The organism is Paenibacillus sp. EB106-04-04-XG159, from assembly GCF_058791835.1.
This window is the reverse complement of the sequence record NZ_JBYTDY010000018.1, coordinates 25,184-51,039: the sequence shown is the minus strand read 5'-3', so window position 1 is coordinate 51,039 and position 25,856 is coordinate 25,184. Positions and strand designations below refer to the sequence as shown.

The following is a 25,856-nucleotide window of genomic DNA, read 5'->3' as shown; positions in this document are numbered from 1 at the left end:
GCCGGATTCAGGCCAAGCTTACATCGCCCGATCGCTCAACCGCAAAACAAGCGGCTGCAGCGTAGCGAAGGCTCCCCGGACATTCAACATCACCTTATCCTTCGACGTCACGTTATCGGCTTGATCCAGCAACTCCCACACACCGTCGTCCTGCAAGCGGTATGCATAAGATTTGCTCCATCCCTCGTCGATCGCCAGCGTTACTTGCTCAAGCGGATCCAGGCTTAAATTGTAGACGGCAATTAGCTTATCGCCGGTTTCTGGATTTTCTTGAGCGCTGACAAACACGTTCGATTCCTTGACCTCGTAAACCGGCAGATTGCTCCGACCCAGCCATTCCGTAATGCCTCTGATTTGTTCCTTGCGCTTGTAATTGTAAATAGAGGCGGACGCGTTCTGCCGTAAATTGTACGCCATCACAGCAACCCGGCCGCCCAAGCTGTTCTCATAGAGAGTGACGGCAGGAACGATCGCTTCTTCGCTGTCGTTCCAGAGCTCGGACATCACACGAACCTCCGGATGTTTGGACGAGATGTGGAAAACGCAGGGATACTGCTGAACAGGTTGAGCCAGATTGACAAAATACATCATCGTTCCAGCCCCGGGCTCCGTCCACTCATCCAGCTTCGTCAGCCGTTCGCTTACGAGCGTATTGCAAAGCGCAACTTCAAGCTCCGTCACCTCGACACCGAGCAGCTCCCCGTATCCTCTGCGGCAAGCGTACATGGCGGCAAGCCCGTCCAGAAATACGCTTGAGCCCAGCAGTTCGCGCAGCTCCGCGTCCGATAGATCGAGAATATCCTCGCCGCAGATCATGACCGGACCTTTCCCGGTACGAGCGGTATAAGGGATCCCCATCTTGCCTAATACCGAAGCCCACGCCGACGTCACAATCACAGGGGTTTGGTTCCCGTTAACAAGTCGGTGTGCGTGTGCATGAGGTCGGTACAGCACATGCGGACCCGCCATGCGGAAGCCTTCCACGGAACGCTTCAGTTCGGTAAAAAACGCCTTGTTTCGGGCGATCATCCGGAAGTAGCCTTCATCCTCGAGAGGTCCGTCCGTATATTGCGTAACATAAGACAAGGAGCCGTCAAACCCGTAGAACAACGCCAACGACATCAGCGCGCGCAGCTTGGCCGCAGAGAAAAAGAACCGTGAATGCGGAAACGGATCGGATTCGTGAATCAACTCGAACTCATCGCCCAGCGTCTGCTTGGAATACAGCATATGGAAGGTTAGCGAAGCAAACTGATCCGCCCGATCGCTGCTATAATCGCTGCCAAACAAACGGACGAGCGGCTTCGTCCCCCCTGCGAGTGCTTTGGCTACGTCTTCTGTAAAATCGCCGTCCAGATCGCAAACATAAGATTGGCATAATGCCATGCGCGTTTCCGGCGCAATCTCGTCAACCGATCTCCGCATGCTGCCTGCCAGTTCCACAAGCGAATCCTTCATCAACCCTGCCCACACTTTCCGGTATTCCACAGCTTGATCGCCGCCTGAACCGAACAGCGCTTCCAGCTCTTCTCTGGAAACCTCTTTGCCGACAAGCTCGGAGAATCGCTTCATATGCAGCGGACAGAAACAGCCAAATCTGACCACACCTTGATTACTCACTTCATAATCGTCTTCGATGAAAATATATGGTGGTCTGCCTCGCTTCACAATCGTTTGCATATATGCGCCCATTGAGGCTATGAACTGTTCGTCCAGCGGACAATATCCCCCTTTGGAAACAGCCCCGTCGACGCCCAAATTTTTTTGTGCAGGCGATTCTCCCTCCGACGGTAACGGTTCGATCGACAAGCTCGGCGCGCACCACCATCCAACTTCAATGCCGTCAGCCTCCAAGCGGCGCCCCACTTCGCCGAGAAGATCGCCGAACGCTTCGAACGCTTGGAGGATTGTAGCCCCTTTCGCCTCCCCATCCCACATCGGAAAAACGAGAATGAATCGCCGCAGCCCCGCTTCCCGGTTTAACTTTCTCATCGCTTCTATCATTTGTTCTTTCTTATCTTTAATAAATAAGAACGGAACGATCGGATCAAAGGAATAATCTTTCATCGTCAAAACATATCACCCTTTCCCAACAGGATTAGCATAATTCTAATGACCAAGGGCTGTTTCCATCGATATGAACTCTTGTGGCACAGCCCTTGTCCGCTGTTATTTTTTTCAAATAGTTACAAATGGCTTGAGTTGCCTCTCTTGCCCAAGGGGAAATTTGCGCATCATCAGCATAGTTATGCGATTAGGGAGGTGGTTGGTTCATTATTCCTTTACGCTCCCCATCACGATGCCTTTCATGAAGAAACGCTGCAAGAACGGATAGGCAAGCAAAATCGGAAGTGCCGCTATAAAGATTTGCGCTGCCCTGCCCGTTCGGCTGTTCACGCGGAGAAACTTCTCGGCTTCTTGCGCGCTCATCTCTGTCAAATCCCTCGAAACGATCGTTGTCTGCAAGAACGTCTGCAGCGGATAATGCTTCGGCTGATTCATGTAGATGAGTCCGTCGAACCAACTGTTCCAATGCCAGATCACCGTGAACAGCAGCACGGTCGCCAGCGCGGGCAGCGATACCGGCACATAGATGCGCCACAGAATCGTCCAATGATTCGCACCGTCCAGCTTGGACGACTCCTCCAGCTCCTTCGGAAGATTGCGGAAGAAGTTGAGCAGCAGCACCACATTAAACACAATAATCGCCGACGGAATGACAAGCGCCCAGATCGTATCGATCAATCCCGTTGACTTGACCACCATGTAAGTAGGAATAAGTCCTCCGCTGAAAATCATCGTAAAAACGAAATACCACGCATACACCGTACGAAACCGAAACTGCTTGCTGTCTTTGGACAACGGGTACGCCAGCAGTGTCATAAGAATCATGCTGATTGAGGTGCCCATAAAGGCGCGCTGCAACGTTACCCAGAACGCTTGCAGAAACTCTTTTTTCGCTAATGCGGCTTTATAGGAAGCAAGGGTAAACTCGACTGGCCACAGATTGACCGCCCCGGTCGATACGGCCTGGGCCGAGCTTAGTGAAACCGCGAACACATGAATGAGTGGAAACAGGCAACTGAAAGCTAACAGCGTCAGGAAGACCATGTTGCCTATCGTAAACAGCCGGTAGCCGATACTTTGTCGATACGACGGCATTACAATCACCTTCCTTAAAAAATTCTGTAGTTGGCAAACCGATATGCCAAGTAATACGAGATCGAGATCAGCACGAACGAAATGACCGACTTGAACAAGCCGACGGCGGTAGCTACGCCGTATTGGAACTGCTGCAAGCCGATACGATACACTAATGTGTCGATAATATCGCCCGACTCGTACACTTGCGGGCTGTACAGATTAAAGATTTGATCAAATCCGGCATTGAGAATATTTCCGAGACTTAACACGGCCATCAGCACGATGATCGGCGTCATACCCGGCAGCGATACGTGCCAAATTTGTCGCCAACGTCCTGCGCCGTCCGCTTCCGCCGCTTCGTATAGCGTCGGATTGATTCCGGTTAACGCCGCCAAGTACACAATCGTTCCGAAGCCGAATTCTTTCCAAATGTCGGACATCACGACCGTAAACTTAAACCAGTGATTGTCACCAAGAAAATAAATCGGCTCGATGCCAAGCCAGCCGAGCGCCTGATTGACGATTCCCGATGTTGGGGACAAAATATCGATCAAGATGCCACTCAAGATGACCCAGGACAAAAAATGCGGCAAGTAGACAAGCGTCTGGAACGTTCTGCGAAAAAACGATTGCCGGACTTCATTAAGCAAAATTGCCACCGTGATCGGAACGATAAGGCCAAGCACCATTTTCATCATGGCGATCACGATCGTATTAACAATAATGCGCGACGTATCCGGCATCAAAAAGACATACTGGAAATTTTCCCACCCCACCCACGGCGAATCGAAGATGCCTTTGGCGGGCAAAAACTTCTTGAACGCAATGACGGTGCCTGCCATCGGTCCGTAGCTATAGATCAGAACGATGATCAGGCTGGGGAGGACCATCAGATGCAGCAGCTTGTTTTGTCTCCATTCTTTTCGTAACAGTTTGCTCTCCTCCTTGAGGAAGGGAGAAGGTTATGAAACATCCCCTTCTCCCCCCGAAACCATTCTTATTGTTGCGACTTGTACCACTCGTTTACTTCAGCCGTAATTTGATCGCCGCCGAGTTTCTTCCACTCGGAGATGAAATTATCGTATTCGTCCACGGACGAAGCGCCCATAATAATTTTGGTAATTACTTCGTCCTCCTTCGCCTTCAGCACGCTCATTTTGTCGCCCATCGTCGCCGTAGGCGCACCGTAGAATTCGTTAAAGTGGAACAGTTTTTTCTGGAACCCGTCAAACATCATTGCAAAGGTGCCGCCTTCCTTGACGATCATATAATTGAGCCAGCTCGAAAAGGTAACCTCACCTTCCATGTACATTTTGGCCTGTTCGTATCTGACATTGCGGTCTATATCCACGCCGAGCTGCGATCTATCGCCGGTTTTCAGCGCGCGCGGGATCAGCTCTCCAGACAGAACAAACGCATCCATCGAGTTTACGACAATCGGATTGATGTCCCAGAAACCGCCGGTTCTATCATTATCTTTGCCGAACAAGAGTACGCTGTTCTCTTCCGTCGGATGCAGTACTAAATCGGTCCATTCGTTCAACAGCTTGATAACCGCTTCCGGGTTCTTCGCATTCTTGTTGATGACATAGAATCTATCGACAGCTGCACTGGTCGGGCTGAGCGCAGGCTGATCGTCAACGGAAGGAATTGGGTAGACCTCCCAATCCTGCACAAGCTTGCCGTCTTTCACGGCGCTTTCGAAAGCGGCGCTGTACCAGAATGCGCCATATGTCAATCCGACACGGTTGTTCGCGATCAATTCGAGCTCTTTGCTCGTACCCTTCACACCGAATTCAGGATCGATCTGTCCCGCCTTGAACATATCCTGCAACTGCTTTAGCACCGGCTTCATGTTCGGATCAAGACTGCCGTATTGCAGATTGCCGGAGGCATCCTTCACCCATTGCTGCGGGTACACGTGATAACCGGCGAAAAATCCGGACAACGGCAACGACTTGGACAAGGACAGACCGTACGCCTTCCCAGTGCCACCCGTATCGCGCTTCGCGAACGCCTCCGATATTGTGAGCAGATCCGCCATCGTCTTCGGCTCCGGCAAGTTCATCTCCTTCAGCCAATCCTTGCGCACCCAGACGTAGCTCATCGAGTTGTACGGGCTGCCCGTCACGGGAATCGCCATCAGCTTGCCATCGAAGGTAGCTGTTTTCAACTGGCGTCCGCCATCTTTCGTAAACTCGTTCTTCGTATCTTGCGAAGCGGTCTTGTCCCACAGCTCCGTCAAGTCCATAATCATGTCATTGTCGACCAACTGCTTAATATCGTTGACGCTGACTTTGTAGAAATCCGGCAGTTCGTTCGAAGCAATCGCAATTTTCAGCTTCGAGTCGTAGTCACTAACCGAATTGACGACCCAATTGTTTTTCAGCTTGATCCCGAGCTTCTGCTCGTAATAATCGTAAATCGTATTCTTGTCGATGTTATCGCCCGGGTCGTATTTTTGCTCTGCGTCGATGGCGCGGATCGTAGTCAGCTCAATCGGCGGATCGTACTTGCCGAGCGGATCGATTGCCTCCGGACTTTGGACTGCGCTTGCAGAAGGCGACTTTGAAGCTTCCGGTGAATTGGTTGCTTGCTGGTTGCCGCTGCAGGCAGTCACCGTAAGCAGCATTGCGGATAATAACACGGCTAATCCGCCTTTGGCATAACGTTTCATAGATACTCCCCCTGGTTCGTAGTGATTTTCCTTGATTATTGTAAGCGCTTTCCACTTCTGTAATAAGTATATAAACTTGTGCGCATCCGCAACAAGATTCACCTGTTGACATCCAGTTACATTCCTTGACCACTTCGCGGCAAAAACAGCAGTGCGGCTACGAATCCCGATATTCCTGCGGCGTTATACCCATGTTCGCTTTGAAGAAACGAATAAACGACAAGCGAGAGTCATAGCCGACCATCGCGGAAATTTCATAAATTTTATAAACGGAATACTTCAGCAATTCCTTCGCTTTCTCCATCCGCGCCATATTAATATATTCGGACAGTCCGATCCTCGCCGTCCTTTTGTACAATCTCGACAAGTAAGAAGGGTTGAGGTGGACGATTCCCGCCAGCTTGGCGAGAGATACATCTTCCGCCAAATGGCTGTCGATGTATTCGTTGATTTGGAGCACCACAACATGCTCGTCCTCGACGGCCGGCTGGTCGTGATTGTCAAACAGCAGCTCGGCCAGCTTACGAAAATAAGAGCGCAGCTCCTCCCAGGACAAGTTGACGTCGGCATGCGACAGGCGATCCAGGCCGATCTGTGTAGCCAGCTTCCCGTCCAGCGGATATTGATTCAAGTAAGAAAGGAAGACGGAGGCAAGCCCGTGATACACCTCCAGCTTGACGAAGCCGGAACGGTTCTCATCCGTCGCGTGGTCGATTATCTCATCAAGCAGGCTGACAAAATCCTCTTTTCCTCCGTTTTCCAGATAGTGGCCGAGCAGTCCGATCTTTTTCATTTTGCGGTTGGCCAGCTTCGTCCTGGCCGCTTCAAACGACGAGCGCGGGGTACTGAGCTCGGCCGATCCCCTCAGCTTCACTTCGCTTTTCGCCCCCTGCTCTCCCCACAGCAGCGACAACAGCGCGTCATAGGCTCCCGGAAGCGATTCCCATCGCACAGCGACAGGGCTGATCGCGAATGACACCGCCAGGTCGATCGTCTCGCGGCAGTTCGCCTGAATCGTGTCGAGTTCGCCGAACACCCGTTCAAACCAGGTTTCCTCCGCTTCGTCTTGTGAGTCTTCGCCGGCCTCTCCGTGCGAACCCGCCGGCTGCAGCAGCCAGGCCACATTCGAACCGTCCACTTCCGTTGATGCCAGCTTGGCCGCCGGCTGCAGCCTTTCCGCCGCGATGTTCTGAACAGCGTACAACATCAGCTTACGATCCGCGCCTGCTCCTTTGCCTCCCCAGGAATCGATACGTTCCAGCAACAAATAAACCGGCCGCTCCGCCGACAATCCCATCTCCATCTCGCGAAGCTTAGCCCGCAGGGAGGATTCCGATACCTGCGCCCTCCCCCTGAGCAGCGTGTTGATGTACTGCTGCTGCAAGAGTGAAACCGCCCTCTTGCTTTGGTGATTTGCCTCGAGCAACCGTTGGTTTGCCGCAGCTTGCTCGTCCAGCTCCATAATCGCCTTATCGATGGACCGCACAATACCTTCGTCGCTCTCGGTCTTCAGCAAATAATCGAAGCCGCCTCCAGAAATCGCATGCTTGATATAATGAAAATCGTCGAAGCTGGTGAGGAAAATAACTTTGCACATCGGCCAGCCGCGCTTGATCTCATTCAGCAGCTCAGTCCCTTCCATCCCCGGCATCCGAATGTCGGACAGCACGATGTCGATCCTGATCCGACTGAGCACTTCAAGCGCCTGGTAAGCCGAGTACGCTTGGTGCAGCTCAAGCTCCGGTTTTTTCTTGCCGAACATATTCATTAACCCTTCCACGATCACTGGATAATCATCCACGATCAGCATCCGATACATAGGATCCCACCTTTCCGCTGCCATCCAATTTTAGCCGAATTTCTACGCATAAACCGCCTAACTGCGACCTCGTCAATGACAGTCCGCTGCCGCTGCCGAACATCAGCTCAATCCTGCGATGGACGTTAATAACGCCGGTCGTTTCCTCCATAAAATCCCCGCTTTCCGACAGCTTTCCCGCCAGCTCCGCCAAGCGGACATCCGGCAGCGTTTCGCCGTTATCCTCGATCCAGATCGACAAATAACCGTCGGACTCCGAGAAGTGCACCCAAAGCTCCCCCTTCGAGACAAGCATTCCAAAGGCATACTTATAGGCGTTCTCCAATATGGGCTGCACAATTTGACGGGGAACGAGCAGTTCGCCGTAAGCATCGGCAAGCGCCTCGAATTCAACGTCGATATGATCGCCGTATATAATTAACTGCATTTCTACAAAGATTCCGGCGTGCTTCATTTCTTCCCGGAGCGAAATCCGGTCGTTCGCATTACGCGTTATGAACCGAAAGTAATCGCCCAAATACAACGTAAACCGATAAGCGCGGTCGTTATCGTCCGCTTGAATCAAGCGGTTCAGACTGAACAGGCTGTTGTACAGAAAATGCGGGTTGATTTGCGATTGCAGCCGCTTAAGCTCGGAACGCTGGTTGCGGATTTCCTTCTCATAGACTTCGCTGATCAGCTCGTCCAGCCTGGCTATCATGCTGTTGAACCGATGGTATAAATATTGAAATTCGTCGCGTCTTGCGTCGGCCTCGATTGGAAGGAGCTTGCCGTCTTCCACTTTCCGGAAAGCCGCTACGAGCCGACGTAGCGGATGATGGATGATCCGGTAGATAGAAATCGCAAGCAGGAGGACGATACATAGCGAGAAGCCGAGCAGTACCCAGATCCATCGCTCATAACGATGCAGAGAGCCGAGAATTTTATCCTCAGGAACGTAAACGAGCAAATCAGTATTCGAAGCAGCCGCTTTGCGGTAAGAGATCAGATAGGACGCGCCATCGAGCACAAAGGGAGTAATACCGAACGATACGTCTTCCGCCAATTGCTTCTCCGCAAACATCCTCATTCTTTGTACGATGTCCTCGTCATGCTCATTGGTGATTTCCCAACCCTCTTCAACATTGAACAGAATGGAGTTTCCTTGATTCGCACTAACAACATTTTTCAAGCTTTCGCGAAGCCTGTTCGCCGATAGCTCAACGACAATGATGAAAACGGGCTCCCTCCCTGATACGCTCACAGGAAACCGCATGCTCATAAACAACCGTTCGCCAATTGCCATGACCCGGCTCGGATCCACATTATTGGCCAGCTTCACGTATTCGTCGGCGGGAATGTAGGACAAATAATCATTCGAGGCAACCGTTCTGTTGCTGAACGGGAGGAACACCTTCGCCTCGGCAATGTACGTACTGGAGGCTTTAAGCATACGCAGACGATTCTGAACGGCGAGCACCTGGTTCATGTGACCGTAATTCGCGACCGGCTCCTCCGAGATGCCAACCTCCATCAGTTCTTTATCGATCACAAACTCAAACATAAGCTGGCTGATGCCTTTAAGCGCAATCTCTAGCGACTGTATATAGAACGCGTCTCTGCTCTGGACAGACTTGGATATTTCTTCATAAATCGTACGCCCCCCCTGCTGGTTCAACAAGAGCGTAATCATCGAAAGCGGCAACAAGACAGCCAATAAAGCTGTAATCAGTTTGGCGAAAATCGTAAATCTTGTTCTTCGTTTCACCGATGAGGCGAACATTGCCTGCCCCTCCTTTTCATTTCATTGTATGAAATGCGCGTTCAAGTCACATATATTTGACATTGCATTACATCTATTTACTCGTTGCTCCTTTCAGCGACGTCTGACCGGCGCGCAGCCGATTCCGCTGCTGACGATACTTTTCTTTTTTGGCTCAGAGACCCACTTCTGGAGATAAATTATTATAGGCTATCATCTCTCAAAAGATAAAAGAATCGGATTGGACGCGGAGTCGCTCAAAAGTCCTATTTACATTGAAGCGATCCATATCCTCAAACACAATAACATCTACGTAACCGTTTTTCGCTTAACCTTAAAATTGGATTGAGGAATTTTATCTGATGGTATCTGGTGAATAAGTTGATTTAGTATTTTCCCTTCCGCAACTCTATTCGTTCTATTTATTGCAAATACTATTTTTTCCTTCACGTACATATAAATAGCTTACAAACCCTCTTTCGCCCTACGTAGCAAATGATTTTTCATCTGCGTTAAAATGTCCCCTCCCCCTTTATCGATAACCATAAAGAACTATTTAATCCTTAGTTTCGACTTAAGACCTGATTCTCCTTTCAATATTTGTATAAATATGTAATTATCTGATGGCTTATTCTTAAGTTATGTTTGGAAATGCACTGATTCGATTTTCATTTTTACAATTTTATCCAAATTCTAAGAACATAAAGATATAATAGTATTAGCTAAGAGTATGAGCTTGAATAATTGGTTGATATTTTTCTCTAACTCCTTGTCCTCTTCCTTTCCTTGCCTCGTTTGGACAAAATATCACCTCCATTTAGGTTTACCATAAAACGGCCTATGGAGGACGACTCGCTGTGATCCCCCTAAAACGACTAATGGCTTCACCCCTAACAACAAAGGGCGAAGCCATTAGACATAAATTGTTTGCTGTAATCCTAGACAGCCTTATTCCTAGATTCCGATAAATAGACCAGCTTTCTATTATTTATAATAACTATTTTTTATAAAAAAAATGGATTATTTAAAATCTCTTTATTCCACAAACTCCTCTGTTATGAACAAAGAATCTAATCCACTGTTTTCTAATTGCTCTCGAATTTCATCAGCTAGAAGGAGCTTAGTGTGTTGCTCAATCTGCTTTTAGTTAACCCGTCATAATAAATATTTAAAAACAGGATAAGAGATGAGATTTCGATCCCTGTAAGTTGATGTTATTACGTCACTATGTGTACTTAAAATTCCGTTTTGTAAAATTACGGATGTAAATCCTCTTTCAATGGCTCCGTTATGGGTAAATAAGACACAATGTTCTGCAGCAAATCCTGAAATGATAATAAATTCTACGCCTTGATTCAATAAAATTTGTTCTAGTTCTGTTTTCCAAAATGCATTCGAATTCTCTTTAGTCAAAATCAAGTCTTTATCCTTAATTTGAATTTCTGGAATTGTATTAAATGAATCTCTATCTGATTCTGTCATTCCTTCAGTGTCTTGAATGTGAATGACAACATGGTCTTTAGAACGAAGCATATCTGACACATGGTTGATATACTCGCAAGCTCTATCTATTGTTTTCTTTTCTAGACCCTGTAGATGGATTGTTTGCATATCAATAATTAAAAAACCTATTTTCATTGAAGTTACTCCCTCAAAATGTATTTTAAAAGTTGGATACGCCCTCTATGAACTACTACCATTTCTTTTACTTAATTTCTTAAATACCGAGTATTCCTTATTGGACTTAATAAAACTTAATATCTTTTCGGCACATTCTATTGGATTCATCTCTTCAGTATTTACTTCAAGGTCATATTCATTAAAGCAATATACTTTGTCGAACTGGGAACTTGCTAGTCCAATCTGTCGATCTCCTCTTATTTGCTCTCTTCTTATTAGTTCTTCTTTCGAGCATATTACACCTATAAACAATGTAGGCTGATCAGAAAATACATCAAGACACTCATTAAACCACTTGTCATTCTCGATTACGGTATCTACTATTACATTCAAACCCATTTCTGAAAACAATTTAACTGTCGAATAGAACATTGAGACTATGGGATCAAAAATGATTTGTGCGACAACATGATCATCTATTTCTCTTGTAGGTTCAATATCCGGAAATTTTTTATCAATAAATTCATTGAAATTATGAAAAAAATCATCTATTGATAAATGATGAAAAAGAATCTCTTTCTGATTTACCAGTTCCATAGAAATACTGGTCTTTCCTGAACTTGAAGTTCCGTTCAACAACACAATCATTCCTTGCTTCACACGAATCACCCTCACATGTAAGATTTGCGTATCTTTCAGATAACGTTCTATTCACAAAGTTTATAAAATTATCCAACTCAGAAAATATTCAAGAAACGATTAAGTTATCCTGCCAGTTAACGAGAAAAGCAACCGATCGATAATCGGCTGCCTTCTTGTTGCTTTTAAACTATAGTGTCCCGTTAGCGCAACACGCTATTCACTGAGGAATCTCCTTTATAGGCATCTGCACAATCATATAGTTATTAACCTACATACTGTAAACATAGGTTATTTGACTTTACGAATAGTGCATTATCTTTTTAAAGCAAAAGGAGATATTATATGACAAATTTTTATTCTTTTCACGGGACTATCACTATGATTAATGATTTTATTACAGGTCAAAATGGTGAAGGATGTTCTAAATTAATATCTGTAGACAACGGATTGGGAGCATTAGTAAATTTCGTTGTGTCACCCAATACTTATTTTGTAGACCATGTAATGGTGTCAGTAGGAGATCAAGTGACTGGATATTATGACGGAAGTGCACCTGCTCTTCTAATTTACCCTCCACAATATCAAGCAATTGTCATGGTGAAGAATAGCCCATATCAGAATGTAAAAGTAGATTATTTTAATACTGAATTGGAGAGTAGTGATGGACGATTACGATTAAATATTTCTCCATATACTCAAATAGTATTAACAAATGGGCAACACTTTTCAAAAACCCCTGCGAACCGAGATCTAATTGTTATTTATGGACCTACCACAAACAGTATCCCCGCCATTACCACACCCTATAGAATTATAGTTTTGTGTTAGGGGGGCATGCTGTCCACTGCAGAGGATGGAATAATATTCATAATTCCTTAGTTCAACTAATCTACCAGTTAGCTTAAAAACATTTCCACTATAAAAATGACATATAAACGCCCTTACCTTCTATTAACTTAAACCCTAGCTTGTTGTATAAAGAACGAGCTGGGTCATTATCATCATCTGTTTCGAGCTGTAATCGTGTGGCTTTGTTCGAAATAGCTAAATCAATGGCATACTCCATTAGCTTCCTGCCTACACCCATCTTTCTATGTTTCGATGATGAATATAATGCATCTATACGCAATATAGGGGACCCTTTGCTGATTGAGAAGCTCCAAGAAAGGATGATGAACCCTACATATTCATGATCCTGCTTAGCCAAATAACAAGAAGCCGAGCTGTCACTAATAAACCTATTTAATATTTGTTCACATTGTTCTAGCTGCTCTGGTGAAGGATCTAATTCGTCCAAGCCATTGGAAGAAGAATTGATGTAGCCCGCTACCAAGCCTTTAACTTTAGGAATATGAGATTCTTCAAGGGATATGATTTCGATATCCAATATAATCCCTCCCGATAGATTAAGATGTTCAATATGATCTATGAAATGAAGTCAGTTTGTTTGCAGGGATGCCCAGCTCTTTATAGGCCAGAAGAATGGCACCGGCTACAGGCGGCAATTGCGGTTCAACCACGCGATATTGCTTAATTGGATTTGCCATGAGTAATTCTGTCAGCTTGCCTCTCATATAGGGACTACATATTACACTGCCGATTAGCGCGACCTCGACGTCGCGTTGAACAAAGCTCGAGCCGACAAGCTCAATACCCAATCGGAGCTGTTCTGCAGCGCGGTTGCATACACGTCTTGCAACACTGCTACCCTGTTCTGCGGCCCTCGTTACGTGTGGAGCGAACTGCCCGAACAGTTGATCGCGCTTCATCGTATCGGGATGAAAGCCCTGCCGAGCAAGCTCCTGCAGCTGCTCCAAGCTATTCGCTTGCCAATGCTGCAGCATCTCCGTGATCAGCCCCTCATTCGAATCATCTCGATATCCGGCAAGCACTTCATACACAGCTTCATAAGCGAGATGGCGCGCGGCGCTATAGGCGTATTGATGATAATCTAAGTTTCTGATCCGCCTGCCATTTTCATTGATGCCCATGATCATGGTGCCCGTTCCGGCGATTGCAATAATACCTGGTCTATTCTGAAGCGCTCCCGCATGAGCAATATCCGAATCATTCAAATGCAGCTTGGGACAATGGAGTCCCGGCAAGTCGGTGAAAGGGGTTATCCATGCATCATCAGCTTCTGATTCGTAGCCAGCAATTCCAGCCACCAGCATGGCCGCATCAGCTGCAACCCGCTCCGCCTTCGCAAGAGCATCCTCAATAGTAGCTTTCACATGATCAGACGCGTTCTCGTCCTTATATTTCGATGCACAGCCACCCTCCGCATAAGCAAGCTCGTTCCCCTGCAAATCGCATATCAGGACCCTTGTACTCGTTCCGCCTCCATCAATGCCTATAACAACATCACGTTCCATCATATATGTAACCTCCTTCTGATCTGAATCGCCCATCCAATATGTTCTTATTCTTTATATCCTACAATAAACCTTCATTTCACAATTCGTATTTATCGATCCTGACTTTTGGTTGAATAAGGTGATATGTGATATATATTTCTATTAAAATAAAATGAGGAGACCAGCTCATATAATGAACTAATCCTCCTCTAATAACGAAACTCGATACGGATCTCCGTAATGTATCCAAGTGCAACATTGCCTTTGACCATAATATCTACATTCAAATATAAAAACAGAGCCACTCTTGTATTGAACTGCACCCCGGTTGTTAGACACGAACTAACAATTGGAGGTGCAGTTCAGCATAAACAGTACCCTAGCAAGTAGACACTTTTAAAAATCTCTCGATAGGGGTTGAAGGACTCGCTAGATATTCTTTGCTTTTATTATAGATTTCCAGCGGTACTTCAACTTGTACTCCATTACCTTTAAGACCTGAAATGCGCTCCTCCAGCTTGGATATGGTCATCTTCACTCCCCTCTACTGGACTGTGGCAACTGACCTCCGAACTCTTTTTTCTTCATTCTTATTCCCAGTATGATGAAGGCGATATAGATTACGATTGCAATCGAATCGAGTAACGTATCCGTAAGTGCCGAAATGTCGTGAAATGCTGTTATACCAAGAATGACCATCAGTCGGACGATCAGAAGCGAGACGATAGTCCATGCGGCAAACCTGATCTTCGATCGCTCGCTTTGGAATGACATGAAAATGAATACGATGCCGAAGACCAAATTTTCCGCCGTGATGATGTGCCAGGCATACTTGAATACTATCTGGGTGTCCATAGCTATTGCACTCTCGTGGAGCATCGACAGCACTGCGGATTGCCCGTTCCATGCGTGCGTGACGGCAAACAGAATCGCAAGAATGCCTGCAAGCAGATAATAAAAATTCCTAATCTTGATGTCCATGACATCCCTCCTCGGATATCCCCGGTTCCTTCTTTCGAATTGCCTGGTAAATCTCGCGAACGATCTCTGCCAATCGCTGATCGCTTTCATGATTGAAGTCCCTTAGCGTTTCGGCTGCTACATCGAGCAACTGACTGACTTTTTCCAGATGGGCAATCTTCTTGCGCGTTTCTGCATTCTTGGCATCGAGGAACGCAGCAACTTCCTCGCAATAAGCAGAGTCTACATTCTCCATCCTGTGGAACCCAAACTTTCCCTTGATTTCATCAAGAGAAAACTCCGCATACTGCATGATTTGAATATTCATCAAGTCGATGAGGTCGTTCTTCGAATACCTGCGGTACCGATTGTATTCCCGGGACGGCGATACGATTCCAATCCGGTCATAGTACCGAAGCGTATCCTTCGGGATACCAAGCATCCGCGAAACTTCTTGTATAGAGTAAAGTTTTTCCATAAATTCAAATTAACATTGGAGTAACCTCTAATGTCAAGTCATTTTTGTTGTTTTTTTCATGCGTAATCAAGATCTTGGTTAAACGATATTTTAACGGTTGGAATTGAATCGAACCCGTTGTCTACACTCTATTCAACGAACTGTCCGCGCGGACTGAAATCCAGGGCTCGCCCCCTGGCATTCCATTTAAAAAACGCCACCACGTTGAGTGATGACGTTTGCTAAGCACGTCCAAATACGTCATTTCCACTATAAAAATGACACTTGCTATTTCTACTTGTTAACCAACTTCACCTTTATTGAATGATACATCGTGGCTAAGAAAGTCGCTATCATGGGTGCTGCAACAACAAGAGATATCAAAAATATCACATGAAACACATCGCTAAGCATACCCGTTGTGATTTCTTGTACGATGTAACTTCCAACCATAGCACACGAGGTTATGGCTGCAGCAGGACCAACCGATTTTTGAAGACGTTCGAACTTTTCAGCCTTCGATTCTTTATCCGTATAAATCGGTTTTACACCAGGTAACGCTTTAAATAAATGCGTATCATACTGCGAACATACATGCGTCCACCCAGCTGTCTCAAATAACTCGATATATTCGTCTAATTCTTCTTCTTTTAAATCTCGTATATCGATACTAAATGTCACGTCCTCTGGATTCCCTTTTTCTAATTCGTACCCCATCCTTTTATATCTCTTCACGATCCACCCCTTTGCGGCTTCTTGACGCAGCATTTCTAGATCTTTCTTTTCTGAAAATGCAATTCCATTCGATACAACATACTTTGTTTCACTCATTTACATATCCCCCTTTAATCCTTGTTCCGCGAATTCCACCATCTTTTTACGTTTTTCAACATCATGCATTAACACGTTTCTCCCTTTGTCTGTTAACACATAAATTTTCCTTCTTGAATCTGAATCATCATAAAGCTCAATATATGACTCATTCATTAGTTTTTTTATAATCGTGTATAACGATGCTGGTCCAATCACAACTTGACCATCTGTGATTTCCTCTATTAAATTCATTACCGCATAACCATGTCTAGGCTTGATAAATCCGGACATGATGTAAAAAACGGAATCCGTTAATTGATCTAATGACTTCATGCAATTCCCTCACTTTATATCACTTAATGATATATCTAAAAATAATATATCACTTTATGATATATTGGGCAACAAAAAATGAACAAACAAGAGTTTGTTCATTTTTCTTCCTTACCACCTGAAATCATCCATTGTAGATCCTTTTCAATCGTAAATCTTAGTATTTTCCTTATATGACCTCGTTCAGACCGCCAAGATTCCACACCGTAAAATGGATCACCAATCTCTGTTTCTAATTGCTTCTTCAATATCAATGGGAATCTGGTATTTCTTTAATATATTCTTTACTGTTTCCCCGATAGACTCCCTTGCTACTGTTTCTATTTCACTGTCATGCTCCCAGAATTCTTCTTGTATATCATTAATGGTTAAAGTCATTTCATCTAAACTTTTTTGAATGTCCTCTAATGAGTGATTTCCTTGCTTAATAAAATCCTCAACTTTTATAATCGCAGCCTTAACCTTATCTACTAAAAAGTTTGGAAAATACGAGTCCGCATACATGTCATTTAAATATTCAATATCCACCATTTCTCTTCACCACTTTCTATAAATTTTTTTCATTAATAATTCGATTTTATCATCTGTACAATTTCATCAGAAAAATGATTAATCCCTGCGCTGTTCTCGTTCTTTTAGACAATCATATCCAACGGGGTGAGACGGTGCAACTTTATTTCAAATCTACAACACTTTGTTCAGTGACATTATCCTTAGTGCCTGAAAAATCAAAAACATCAAGGATATTGGGGTTATGGATCTTATATATATGTTGAAAACGACTTCCCAATTGCTTGGCGTATGGTCTTATATCATGATGGCCAAGAAGATCGCAATCGACCATTCGATTTAATTTTCAACATTTCTTCAAAGGAAAAAAGACTTACTTGGAGAATATTCAACCGTAACGCTGTTCAGCAACGTAGGACATTGGAATTCTTTCTTTGATGGGCTAATCTATATGAATAAACCACAGAATTATCCATTGCAGACGTACATCCAACAATTGGTCGTGAATATTACGCGAGGAGAGGGAAATAAAATCGTGGCAGCCTACAAAAGAGTACATGTTATATTCAAAACCCACCTGGACATTGGCTTTACCGATTTAGCAAAGCATGTTATCGAGCGGTACATGAATCTGTACATTCCGCAAGCATTGGATTTGTCCGAGCGATTGGCCGTTGAAGAAGGAAATGCGAAATTCGTATGGACGACCGGTTCGTGGTTAATCCACGAATATTTGCGCACGGCGCCGGTGGATGCCCGTAACCGTATGGAGGAAGCGATACGCCAAGGCCGAATCGCTTGGCATGGACTGCCGTTTACAACGCATACCGAATTAATGGACGCGGAGCTATTTTCATTTGCGTTGTCCCTCTCCAAAGATCTTGATCGCCGGTTTGGTAAAACAACGATCGCAGCAAAAATGACGGACGTTCCAGGGCATACCATCGGTATCGTCCCAATCTTGGCCAAACACGGCATTCAATATTTGCATTTAGGCGTTAATCCTGCTTCCAAAAAGCCTCATGTCCCTGATGTTTTTGTATGGCGCGCCGCTGACGGCTCTGAAGTCATCGTCAATTATGCGGCGGATTATGGCAAGCCCCTTGAAGTCGACGGATTGGAAGATGCGCTTTATTTTGCCCATACCGGTGATAATCATGGCCCTTCCAGCATCGAAGCTGTTCGTGAATTGTATGATCAATTGCAGCGGAAATATCCAGGCGCAGAAATCATAGCTTCCAGCTTGGATGCGTTTGCGGAGAAGCTGCTCCCACTGAAAGAGCACCTACCGGTGATCCGCGAGGAAATCGGTGATTCGTGGATTCACGGGGTAGCTTCCGACCCATGGAAAGTAGCGCGTTATCGGGAACTGCTGCGTTTAAGGGACAAATGGGTCTCTACTGGTGCCTTAGATCCGAATAGTGAAGCGTACGCCTTATTTTGCAACCGATTGATGCTCATACCTGAGCATACGTGGGGGCTGGACGAGAAAGTTTATCTAGGCGATTACAGCGCCTACGCTGCGTCTGATTTCGCCGCTGCCAGAGCAGGCGATGCCGTCCAAGAAGCCACTGCGCATAAGTTTGCTTTACTGCTGCAAATGGCAAAGCCAGAGCGAACGTTTCGCTTTTTCGAAAGTTCTTGGCAAGAACAGCGCGAATATATCGACCAGGCTTTATCCGCATTGCCTCAAGAACTGGTTAGCGAAGCACTGGCCGCATTCGAGCAAATGGCGCCGAAGAGCAGCGCTGCTTCGGATTCCATCTCGGAGCAGCTTGAATGGAATGCTCGCTATGAACTAGGTTGCTTTCGCGCGGCCTTCGCGCCGGATGGATCGATCATTCAGTTGGTTGACCGGAACGGAAAAGTGTGGGCGAACGATACTCACCCAATAGGAGCCTACCGTTACGAGACGTTCGGCCAAGAAAATTACGATCGGTTTTATAGAGAATATTCTAGAGATCTTAGACTGCATCATAGCTGGGCAGAACCCGATTTTGGCAAACCAGGCATGGAATATGCGGAACCGCGGCCCGAACATGCAAGTTATCAGGGAGCCCCAAGGACGATACAACTCAAGAGGCAAGCAGATCGCGATGTGGTCCGTATCGAGCTGGCCATGGATTCGGTCGCCTGCGAGCAGTACGGCGCGCCTCGCAAGCTGATCGTTAGCTATGCATTTCACAAGCAGACACCTCACATCGATGTTGAACTCCACTGGATCGGTAAATCGGCTTGTAGATTGCCGGAAGCAAGTTGGCTCTCCTTTGCGCCGCTCGTGGATAACCCGAATATGTGGAAGATGGATAAGCTCGGATATAACGTTTATCCATCAACCGTTGTGAAGGACGGAAATCGCAACATGCATGCGGTAGACACCGGACTGTATTACGAAGGCGCGGACGGAAGCTGCGTGATCCGAACGTTGGATGCGCCGATCGTGTGCCCAGGAGCAAGACGGCTGCTTCAGTTCGATAATACGTTTGCTCCTCTAGACGGCGGTTTCCACTTTAACTTGCACAATAATGTGTGGGGAACTAATTTCAGAATGTGGTTTGAAGACGATATGAAGTTCCGTTTTCAATTGGCATTTCAATCATTCGTGAAGTAGAAAACTATAAAAGATTTATTAAGCGGCGATTGCTTCCCTAAATTCAATTGGGGAGCAGTCGCCTAACTTTTAGTAATAAACGGTATTTCCAATGCCGCCAGTTACCGAAATGACATCGCCGGTAATCGATCCCGACAAAGGTGAAGCTAGGAAGGTAACCACATTAGCAATTTCCTCCGCTGTAATCAAGCGACCGAGCGCATTCATTCCCGCGAACTGGCGTAAAGCATCCTCATCCGTAACTTGTTCTCTAAATGCTTCCGTACTTACAATCCCTGGATAAACCGCATTGACGGTAATTCCGTGCTTCCCTAATTCCATGGATGTGGATTTTGTTAAATGGACAACAGATGCATTCCGCGGTCCAGAGCTAAAATAATTGCCACCTATTCTGGCAGCCAAACCGCTTATATTAATGATACGTCCCCAATTATTTTTTATCATATAAGGTGCTACAGCACGGATACTGCGAAAATAGCCCAAATACTTTTCTTCAAAATCTTTCAGAATAAGTTCTTCATTAATGCTGTTAAAATCCTCTGGCACTTGACCGCCAACGCGAGCCCCGCTGTTGATAAGAATATCAATACTCCCCATCACCGCAGCTGAATTTTCAACTAGTTTTAGGATAGAATCAGGATTCGTGGTATCTGCCACAATCGGATAGATATTTCTTTTTGTTTCCTGATCCAATTCCTCTGCAGCGATTTTTAGCGAGGATTCGTTTCTTGAACAAATCGTACAGTCTACACCTTCCAGAGCCATTTGGCGGGCAATCGCTTTACCAATGCCACGGCTTCCTCCTACAATAAGTGCTTTTTTTCCAGATAACTTTAAGTCCATAGCTGTAACCTCCTGGCTAAATTAGAACGATATTATGAATTCCCATTCAAATGATAGATTAGCTGCACAACGCCAGAGGAGAACGTTCTTGTACTAACTATTTTCAAATTCAACCTCTGTTTAATATCCATAAACAACGGTTTTCCTTCTCCCAAAATAACAGGGTGAACAGATAATCTAAATTCATCAACAAGCCCTAAATCGATAAAAGTTGTTATAAGACTTGCTCCGCCATATAACCAGATGTCTTTACCAGGCTTATTCTTTAATTTATTTACTTCTTCAATAAGATTGTCATTTATGAATATTGCTTTATTATCCGTTCCTTTTTGCGTTCTGGAAAACACATATTTTTCTTTGCTGTGAACTAATTCCCACATTTCTTTTTCAGCATCGATATCTTCAACTTCTGGAGTAAATTGTCCCCATAAATCATAGCTTTTCCTTCCATATAAGATAGTATCAATTTGATTTAAGAAATGAATAAACCCCATCTCAGAGTCCATGATGCACCAATCAACTTCCCCATTTTTCCCTTCAATAAAACCATCTAAAGTAACTGCTAAATCTAAAATGACTCTTCTTGCTCTTACGTTATTGGACATCATTCTTCCTCCCTTTAACGGAACATTTTCATTAACGGCGTGATTGTTTCTTGCTCTGTTAATATTTACATCCAGAACTAATAAATATTACCTTGAAGCTACGATATGTCATATTACTGTAGCATTAGTTTTTATTAAGGAGGTAAAGATGAACACAATAATGAGAGCTATATTAGTCCCAATCAAGCCAATGGTTTGGGTGTAGCTTTAGGGATCATTTTTTTCCTTTTCTAATTTTCATAACACACCTAATTGTTCATTTAGTTATTTACAATATTATTGTAAAGCGACATAAAAATAAACTTATCGATCTTCAATGGCTTGTTTCAAGTGGTAGTTATTTAAAAGAATAATTTTACTTTTGGGAGTTACAACTATATTGATTCTTATATCACAGAAAATAACCATATATCCAATATGGATTTCTTTTGTTGACTTTTTGACTTATAGTAATTATTTGTTTTGGTTACTCATTTTATTAACTAGGTCTAAAGCGGCATAGCTTCTTCGCCATTCACTTACGTTTCAGTTGTTTTCATTATATAGAGCTGGAATGGTTTTGTACTACAAATCATTTACTTCTATTTAACATGCTTTTTCCCTGTTACAGCGGGCGAAACTCGCAGTTTAGATGAGATAACAGGGCAAAACCGTGTTACAGAGCCGAGGCACTGTAGAGTTGGAGAGACCAGAGCGAAATAACTGGTATACTTCTATATATGAATTATTCTCAGAATACGATGTACAATAAACTTCATTGTACATGTATATTCAACAGAAATCGCATGGCCTTATCCCGCCAATCTATAAACCTGCACAATTGAATGATATGTATTTGATAATAATTTGGAAATTAAAGAGCTCAGCTTAGTTAGCTGAGCTCATTTTCATTCTCATTACATACTTTATTATCCACTAATTATCCCGCATTGTATTGCGGTTCTAACACAACTTCTTGGTCCTTGCTTGACTCATTACGTTGGCTAGGTACTGAGATAAAGATCGCCATCAAGAAGGAGAGCACACACAAGATCGCGATGACTGAAAAGGTAATTTGGAAACCACCGAACAACACACTAAGGAACGAGCCAGCCAAGGCACCTAAGCCGAATCCTTGATAAATGATCCCGTAGTTCTTGCTTTGGTTCTTCAAGCCGAAATAGTCAGCCACAATCGCTGGGAAGACTGTGATATTACCGCCAAAACAGAATGCGATCGTTGCGACACATGTGAAGAAGATGCCCGTGGTCAAAGGTATGAAGCTTAAAGTCAGGACGGACACTGCCGTTGCGAGAAGCGCGCCAGCTACAACTTTCATACGTCCTACTTTATCAGACAATGGACCGAGAACGAGCCGACCGGAAGTATTGAATATCGCCACCATAGCTACAGCATTCGCTGCTGTGCTGATATCAAGACCGGCAAGCTGCACACCGATGTCTTTGACGATACCAATCATATACAATCCACTCATACAAGCTGTGAATAGAATAATGAAGAGCATATACGCTTCTTTCGTACGCAGCATTTCTTTGACTGTATAGTTCCGTTGACTGTTCGATTGGGTATTTGCTTTCGCAGGTGTTTCAGTTATTACGGCTTCTTTGATTATGAACGAACCGGCAATCACCATCACCATCACGATCAATCCCCAGATCAGGAAAGCTTGGGAGACTCCCATCGTATTGATGAAATGCGCATTGATATATTTGAAAACCAAGCTGCCTGCCCCAAAAGCTCCCACCGAGATCCCCGATACTAAACCTTTACGTTCAGGAAACCATTTAATTAAATTCGATAGCGATGTGATATAGGCTGTACCATCCGCAAAACCAACAACCACACCAGCAAGTAAGTACAACATCCACAACGATGAAACCTGTGAGCTAGCGATTAGCCCTGCACCGAGAACAGCACCTGCAATCATCGTCATACGCCGAATTCCGATACGATCCTGAATTTTACCGGCGAACAGTGTTGCAAAAGCCAGTGCAAAACTGGTGATGGAAAACGTAATCGATACGGAGCTAAGCTCCCATCCAAATTTGTCAGCTAATGGCTGATTAAATAAACTCCACGTGTATATTGTACCTAATCCCATTTGTACAATGATTGTTCCAAGGACAATCATCCATCGATTTACCTTCGATTGGGGTGCTTGATGCGTTCTCATGATAGATCCCCTCTTTCCATTCTGCTATGATCAAGATGTGTGCGTTATCTGTAGGGAAGTGAAGGCTTCTTGCGCCTCGCTTTCACACCCTTATCTTACAAGATAAAACGCTTTCTTGAGCCAAGAGCGACATGAAATGACGGGATTACGGAATGAACTGCATTTATATACGCATCAACTGCCTAAATTCTTTGACTTTACTTCGACTGACGGGCACTTTGGCATCCATATCACGTAGACGCAGCAGGTAGGTATTGTTGAACCATGGAACGATTTCATGGATTTGAGACAAATTGACGGTATAGGAACGATGACAACGATAGAATCGATCTTGAGGCAGCATGGCATGAAAGTCCGAAATACTCATCGGCATCGTATAGATACCGCTCTTCGTGAATACGTTCGTCACCTTCTCTTGTGCTTCCGCATAATAGATATCATCGCTATCCGTTACGATATATTTGTCATTTTTCAGCAAATTAATGCGTTTCTCCTTAGATCCTTGCCTGCTGTCCTCAGAATTTGGACTTCCTCCTTGCTGCAGATCTCGTTCGAAGGCGGTCTCCAGCTTACGTAACATCGCGCCAATCCGGCTCTCGTCATAGGGCTTCAAGATATAATCAAAAGCTTCCAGTTCAAATGCTTGGGCAGCATGTTCCTTATAAGCTGTTGTAAAAATAACATACGGTTTATGCGCGAACTTACTGATATTAGTCGCCAGCAGCATCCCGTCCAGAGATGGAATGTTGATATCGAGAAATATCGCATCGATTTCCTTCTCCTGCAGAAATTTAAGCACATCAAGGCCATCCTCGAATCGCTCCACGATTTCAATGCGGCTATGTTTGGTAATCAGATACTCCAGCTCTTCACTGGCCAATACTTCATCTTCCACAATTATCGCTCTCATCGTGTCTCCTTCTGTATGTCAAAAAAGATGTTCGTTCCTTGATCTAGTCGCTCCATCGTAACGCCATGCCCGAAAATGAGCTTCACACGCTTATGCACATTGAAAAGACCAATATGGTTCGGTGGAACTCGCTCCTCCATCACTTGTTCAATGAAATCTTCACGGATACCCACGCCAGTATCCTGCACACCAATCCGAATGTAATCTTCTGTATCTTTGACATAGATGGTGACCGTTCCGGGTCCTTTCCCCTTCAATATACCGTGGACAATCGCATTCTCCACTAACGGTTGAATGATGAGACTGGGAATCTTCACGGCGACTTCATCCACATCATAAACAACATGTAACCGATTTCCAAAGCGCGCTTTTTCAATTTCTACGTAATTCCGAACCTGCTCCAGCTCCTTATGGATATCGATCAATTCATCCGTTAGCTCCAAATTATAACGTAAATATCCCGATAAATTGACGATCAGCTCCCTCGCTTGATCCGGTCTATTCCGGATTGAGGACCCAATCGCGTTCAACGCATTGAACAAAAAATGAGGCTGAATGGTTGTCTGCAGCGCTTTGAGCTCAGCTTTATTCGCCATCTCCTTAATCTCTTCCACACGGGAAACTTCCATTAATGTCGAGATGATCTGGGATAAACCGACGGCCATAGTCTGCAGCGGATAGGTAATTTTATGCGCTTTCCGATAATAAATCTTCAAGGTCCCCGTAACTTCTTCTCGCTCTTTCAGCGGAATAATGAGTAAGGATTGAATGCCGGGCATCGCATCGTCCAATGCATGGTTGCTTATCATGAACTCCCCGCTTCGTATCGTCTCTTTGGTCATATCACTTATGATCTCATGCCGGAATTGATAGCGGTCTTCCCCATAACCGACGTAAGCGAGCACATTCGAGGCATCCGTAATCGCCACCGCATCGGCTTGAATATCTTCTTTAATAATGGAACAGATCTTGTGCAAGGATTCCGTATTGATGGAGCGAAAATAGGGTAATGTCTTATTCGCAATGTCCAAAGCTAACTTCGCTTGCTGCGCAGCGATTCCTTCCCGCTCACTCTCCACATTCTGAATTAACAAAATGATCAATCCCACATTCAATTGCCCTAGAATCATCGGTTTTGCAATTTTTGATACAATCTCGATACCTAATGATGTAGGCTGCGCCATGAATATGATCAACAGCATCGTTAATGCCTCGCAGGCCATCCCGGCAAAAATCCCGATAAACCAACGTTTCTCTTTCGGTGTTCGAAGATGAATATAGCCAGCTACCAGCCCCGCAGTAATACTCGTGATGAGACATGGAAAAGAGGTCACCCCGCCGATATCGATCAAATAACGATGGATACCGGACACCACGCCCACGACAAGACCGACCCAAGGCCCGAATAAGATGCCTCCTGCCATAATCACGATAATCCGTACGTTGACGAGCGAGCCTTCCACATCGATGCCTGAATAGGTACCGAATAGTGCAAAGGTACAGAACAGAATCGTAACGACGGCGAACTCCTTCGTTGTCAGCGATTCTTTTTGCAGAATCTGCCTAAAGCTCGGAATACGAGTTAATAAAAACAAAATAATTAGCAATAATGCTGCCCGCTCAAAGAGCTGAAGCAGCATG

Annotated in this window: 23 protein-coding genes; 2 read left to right on the top strand and 21 right to left on the bottom strand. The window is 45.0% G+C overall.

What is annotated here, in order from left to right; translation table 11 throughout:
- Nucleotides 1-18: 18 nt before the first annotated feature.
- The 8 genes from AC3WTP_RS19035 to AC3WTP_RS19000 form a co-directional block, all read right to left on the bottom strand.
- Nucleotides 19-2,073 carry a hypothetical protein gene (locus AC3WTP_RS19035; protein ID WP_492396213.1) on the bottom strand — a complete coding sequence of 685 codons (2,055 nt, stop codon included), beginning with the start codon at nt 2,071-2,073 and terminating at the stop codon, nt 19-21.
- A gap of 201 nt (nt 2,074-2,274) precedes the next feature.
- Nucleotides 2,275-3,162: a carbohydrate ABC transporter permease gene (locus tag AC3WTP_RS19030; protein WP_492396212.1), complete on the bottom strand. Its 888-nt coding sequence runs from the start codon at nt 3,160-3,162 to the stop codon at nt 2,275-2,277.
- 14 nt (nt 3,163-3,176) lie between these two features.
- On the bottom strand, nt 3,177-4,034 hold the full coding sequence (locus AC3WTP_RS19025; RefSeq protein WP_492396211.1) for an ABC transporter permease: 858 nt from the start codon (nt 4,032-4,034) through the stop codon (nt 3,177-3,179).
- Nucleotides 4,035-4,141: 107 nt separating this feature from the next.
- On the bottom strand, nt 4,142-5,821 hold the full coding sequence (locus AC3WTP_RS19020; protein WP_492396210.1) for an extracellular solute-binding protein: 1,680 nt from the start codon (nt 5,819-5,821) through the stop codon (nt 4,142-4,144).
- Between the two features lie 157 nt (nt 5,822-5,978).
- Nucleotides 5,979-7,640 (bottom strand): response regulator, encoded by a 1,662-nt coding sequence (locus AC3WTP_RS19015; protein WP_492396209.1) that lies wholly within the window; start codon nt 7,638-7,640, stop codon nt 5,979-5,981.
- The gene (locus tag AC3WTP_RS19010) at nt 7,615-9,402 is read right to left on the bottom strand and encodes a sensor histidine kinase (RefSeq protein WP_492396208.1); all 1,788 of its coding nucleotides are present in this window, start codon (nt 9,400-9,402) and stop codon (nt 7,615-7,617) included. The genes AC3WTP_RS19015 and AC3WTP_RS19010 overlap by 26 nt, the downstream gene beginning before the upstream one ends.
- Nucleotides 9,403-10,536: 1,134 nt before the next feature.
- Nucleotides 10,537-11,019 (bottom strand): cysteine hydrolase family protein, encoded by a 483-nt coding sequence (locus tag AC3WTP_RS19005; RefSeq protein ID WP_492396207.1) that lies wholly within the window; start codon nt 11,017-11,019, stop codon nt 10,537-10,539.
- A gap of 45 nt (nt 11,020-11,064) precedes the next feature.
- Nucleotides 11,065-11,661: a chloramphenicol phosphotransferase CPT family protein gene (locus AC3WTP_RS19000; protein ID WP_492396206.1), complete on the bottom strand. Its 597-nt coding sequence runs from the start codon at nt 11,659-11,661 to the stop codon at nt 11,065-11,067.
- 324 nt (nt 11,662-11,985) lie between these two features.
- Here AC3WTP_RS19000 and AC3WTP_RS18995 point away from each other — a divergent pair, with 324 nt between their 5' ends.
- Nucleotides 11,986-12,471 (top strand): hypothetical protein, encoded by a 486-nt coding sequence (locus tag AC3WTP_RS18995; RefSeq protein WP_492396205.1) that lies wholly within the window; start codon nt 11,986-11,988, stop codon nt 12,469-12,471.
- Between the two features lie 88 nt (nt 12,472-12,559).
- Here AC3WTP_RS18995 and AC3WTP_RS18990 read toward each other — a convergent pair whose 3' ends face one another.
- The 8 genes from AC3WTP_RS18990 to AC3WTP_RS18955 form a co-directional block, all read right to left on the bottom strand.
- Nucleotides 12,560-13,030 (bottom strand): GNAT family N-acetyltransferase, encoded by a 471-nt coding sequence (locus AC3WTP_RS18990; RefSeq protein ID WP_492396204.1) that lies wholly within the window; start codon nt 13,028-13,030, stop codon nt 12,560-12,562.
- A 28-nt stretch (nt 13,031-13,058) separates the two neighbouring features.
- Nucleotides 13,059-14,021 carry a BadF/BadG/BcrA/BcrD ATPase family protein gene (locus AC3WTP_RS18985; RefSeq protein ID WP_492396203.1) on the bottom strand — a complete coding sequence of 321 codons (963 nt, stop codon included), beginning with the start codon at nt 14,019-14,021 and terminating at the stop codon, nt 13,059-13,061.
- A gap of 358 nt (nt 14,022-14,379) precedes the next feature.
- On the bottom strand, nt 14,380-14,532 hold the full coding sequence (locus AC3WTP_RS18980) for a hypothetical protein (RefSeq protein WP_492396202.1): 153 nt from the start codon (nt 14,530-14,532) through the stop codon (nt 14,380-14,382).
- A gap of 2 nt (nt 14,533-14,534) precedes the next feature.
- Nucleotides 14,535-14,981, bottom strand: a complete 447-nt coding sequence (locus tag AC3WTP_RS18975; RefSeq protein ID WP_492396201.1) for a hypothetical protein — start codon at nt 14,979-14,981, stop codon at nt 14,535-14,537.
- A complete protein-coding gene (locus tag AC3WTP_RS18970; RefSeq protein WP_492396200.1) occupies nt 14,965-15,438 on the bottom strand; it encodes a MerR family transcriptional regulator in 474 nt (157 codons plus the stop codon). The genes AC3WTP_RS18975 and AC3WTP_RS18970 overlap by 17 nt, the downstream gene beginning before the upstream one ends.
- A gap of 273 nt (nt 15,439-15,711) precedes the next feature.
- On the bottom strand, nt 15,712-16,248 hold the full coding sequence (locus AC3WTP_RS18965) for a DUF2812 domain-containing protein (RefSeq protein ID WP_492396199.1): 537 nt from the start codon (nt 16,246-16,248) through the stop codon (nt 15,712-15,714).
- Nucleotides 16,249-16,563 carry a PadR family transcriptional regulator gene (locus AC3WTP_RS18960; RefSeq protein ID WP_492396198.1) on the bottom strand — a complete coding sequence of 105 codons (315 nt, stop codon included), beginning with the start codon at nt 16,561-16,563 and terminating at the stop codon, nt 16,249-16,251.
- Nucleotides 16,564-16,779: 216 nt separating this feature from the next.
- Complete coding sequence (locus AC3WTP_RS18955) at nt 16,780-17,094, bottom strand: DUF5713 family protein (RefSeq protein ID WP_492396197.1); 315 nt, start codon at nt 17,092-17,094, stop codon at nt 16,780-16,782.
- 430 nt (nt 17,095-17,524) lie between these two features.
- On the opposite strand from AC3WTP_RS18955, the gene AC3WTP_RS18950 reads away from it, so the two are divergent.
- Nucleotides 17,525-19,684: a DUF5054 domain-containing protein gene (locus tag AC3WTP_RS18950; RefSeq protein ID WP_492396196.1), complete on the top strand. Its 2,160-nt coding sequence runs from the start codon at nt 17,525-17,527 to the stop codon at nt 19,682-19,684.
- Nucleotides 19,685-19,753: 69 nt separating this feature from the next.
- Here AC3WTP_RS18950 and AC3WTP_RS18945 read toward each other — a convergent pair whose 3' ends face one another.
- From AC3WTP_RS18945 to AC3WTP_RS18925, 5 genes are all read right to left on the bottom strand, one after another.
- Nucleotides 19,754-20,527 (bottom strand): SDR family NAD(P)-dependent oxidoreductase, encoded by a 774-nt coding sequence (locus tag AC3WTP_RS18945; protein ID WP_492396195.1) that lies wholly within the window; start codon nt 20,525-20,527, stop codon nt 19,754-19,756.
- 32 nt (nt 20,528-20,559) lie between these two features.
- Nucleotides 20,560-21,132 (bottom strand): dihydrofolate reductase family protein, encoded by a 573-nt coding sequence (locus tag AC3WTP_RS18940; protein ID WP_492396194.1) that lies wholly within the window; start codon nt 21,130-21,132, stop codon nt 20,560-20,562.
- A gap of 919 nt (nt 21,133-22,051) precedes the next feature.
- Nucleotides 22,052-23,305, bottom strand: coding sequence for an L-lactate MFS transporter (locus AC3WTP_RS18935; protein WP_492396193.1), 1,254 nt, complete (start codon nt 23,303-23,305; stop codon nt 22,052-22,054).
- 163 nt (nt 23,306-23,468) lie between these two features.
- The gene (locus tag AC3WTP_RS18930; RefSeq protein ID WP_492396192.1) at nt 23,469-24,215 is read right to left on the bottom strand and encodes a LytR/AlgR family response regulator transcription factor; all 747 of its coding nucleotides are present in this window, start codon (nt 24,213-24,215) and stop codon (nt 23,469-23,471) included.
- A complete protein-coding gene (locus tag AC3WTP_RS18925) occupies nt 24,212-25,855 on the bottom strand; it encodes a LytS/YhcK type 5TM receptor domain-containing protein (RefSeq protein ID WP_492396191.1) in 1,644 nt (547 codons plus the stop codon). Before AC3WTP_RS18925 ends, AC3WTP_RS18930 begins: the two co-directional genes overlap by 4 nt.
- Nucleotide 25,856 lies beyond the last annotated feature (1 nt).

What these genes read in the sequence shown, in the direction of transcription:
- AC3WTP_RS19030 (WP_492396212.1), bottom strand. Translation starts at nt 3,162, where the DNA reads ATGCCGTCGTATCGACAAAGTATCGGCTACCGGCTGTTTACGATAGGC.
- AC3WTP_RS19025 (WP_492396211.1), bottom strand. Translation starts at nt 4,034, where the DNA reads ATGGTCCTCCCCAGCCTGATCATCGTTCTGATCTATAGCTACGGACCG.
- AC3WTP_RS19020 (WP_492396210.1), bottom strand. Translation starts at nt 5,821, where the DNA reads ATGAAACGTTATGCCAAAGGCGGATTAGCCGTGTTATTATCCGCAATG.
- AC3WTP_RS19015 (WP_492396209.1), bottom strand. Translation starts at nt 7,640, where the DNA reads ATGTATCGGATGCTGATCGTGGATGATTATCCAGTGATCGTGGAAGGG.
- AC3WTP_RS19010 (WP_492396208.1), bottom strand. Translation starts at nt 9,402, where the DNA reads ATGTTCGCCTCATCGGTGAAACGAAGAACAAGATTTACGATTTTCGCC.
- AC3WTP_RS19005 (WP_492396207.1), bottom strand. Translation starts at nt 11,019, where the DNA reads ATGAAAATAGGTTTTTTAATTATTGATATGCAAACAATCCATCTACAG.
- AC3WTP_RS18995 (WP_492396205.1), top strand. Translation starts at nt 11,986, where the DNA reads ATGACAAATTTTTATTCTTTTCACGGGACTATCACTATGATTAATGAT.
- AC3WTP_RS18985 (WP_492396203.1), bottom strand. Translation starts at nt 14,021, where the DNA reads ATGATGGAACGTGATGTTGTTATAGGCATTGATGGAGGCGGAACGAGT.
- AC3WTP_RS18980 (WP_492396202.1), bottom strand. Translation starts at nt 14,532, where the DNA reads ATGACCATATCCAAGCTGGAGGAGCGCATTTCAGGTCTTAAAGGTAAT.
- AC3WTP_RS18975 (WP_492396201.1), bottom strand. Translation starts at nt 14,981, where the DNA reads ATGGACATCAAGATTAGGAATTTTTATTATCTGCTTGCAGGCATTCTT.
- AC3WTP_RS18970 (WP_492396200.1), bottom strand. Translation starts at nt 15,438, where the DNA reads ATGGAAAAACTTTACTCTATACAAGAAGTTTCGCGGATGCTTGGTATC.
- AC3WTP_RS18965 (WP_492396199.1), bottom strand. Translation starts at nt 16,248, where the DNA reads ATGAGTGAAACAAAGTATGTTGTATCGAATGGAATTGCATTTTCAGAA.
- AC3WTP_RS18960 (WP_492396198.1), bottom strand. Translation starts at nt 16,563, where the DNA reads ATGAAGTCATTAGATCAATTAACGGATTCCGTTTTTTACATCATGTCC.
- AC3WTP_RS18955 (WP_492396197.1), bottom strand. Translation starts at nt 17,094, where the DNA reads ATGGTGGATATTGAATATTTAAATGACATGTATGCGGACTCGTATTTT.
- AC3WTP_RS18950 (WP_492396196.1), top strand. Translation starts at nt 17,525, where the DNA reads ATGAATAAACCACAGAATTATCCATTGCAGACGTACATCCAACAATTG.
- AC3WTP_RS18945 (WP_492396195.1), bottom strand. Translation starts at nt 20,527, where the DNA reads ATGGACTTAAAGTTATCTGGAAAAAAAGCACTTATTGTAGGAGGAAGC.
- AC3WTP_RS18940 (WP_492396194.1), bottom strand. Translation starts at nt 21,132, where the DNA reads ATGTCCAATAACGTAAGAGCAAGAAGAGTCATTTTAGATTTAGCAGTT.
- AC3WTP_RS18935 (WP_492396193.1), bottom strand. Translation starts at nt 23,305, where the DNA reads ATGAGAACGCATCAAGCACCCCAATCGAAGGTAAATCGATGGATGATT.
- AC3WTP_RS18930 (WP_492396192.1), bottom strand. Translation starts at nt 24,215, where the DNA reads ATGAGAGCGATAATTGTGGAAGATGAAGTATTGGCCAGTGAAGAGCTG.
- AC3WTP_RS18925 (WP_492396191.1), bottom strand. Translation starts at nt 25,855, where the DNA reads ATGCTGCTTCAGCTCTTTGAGCGGGCAGCATTATTGCTAATTATTTTG.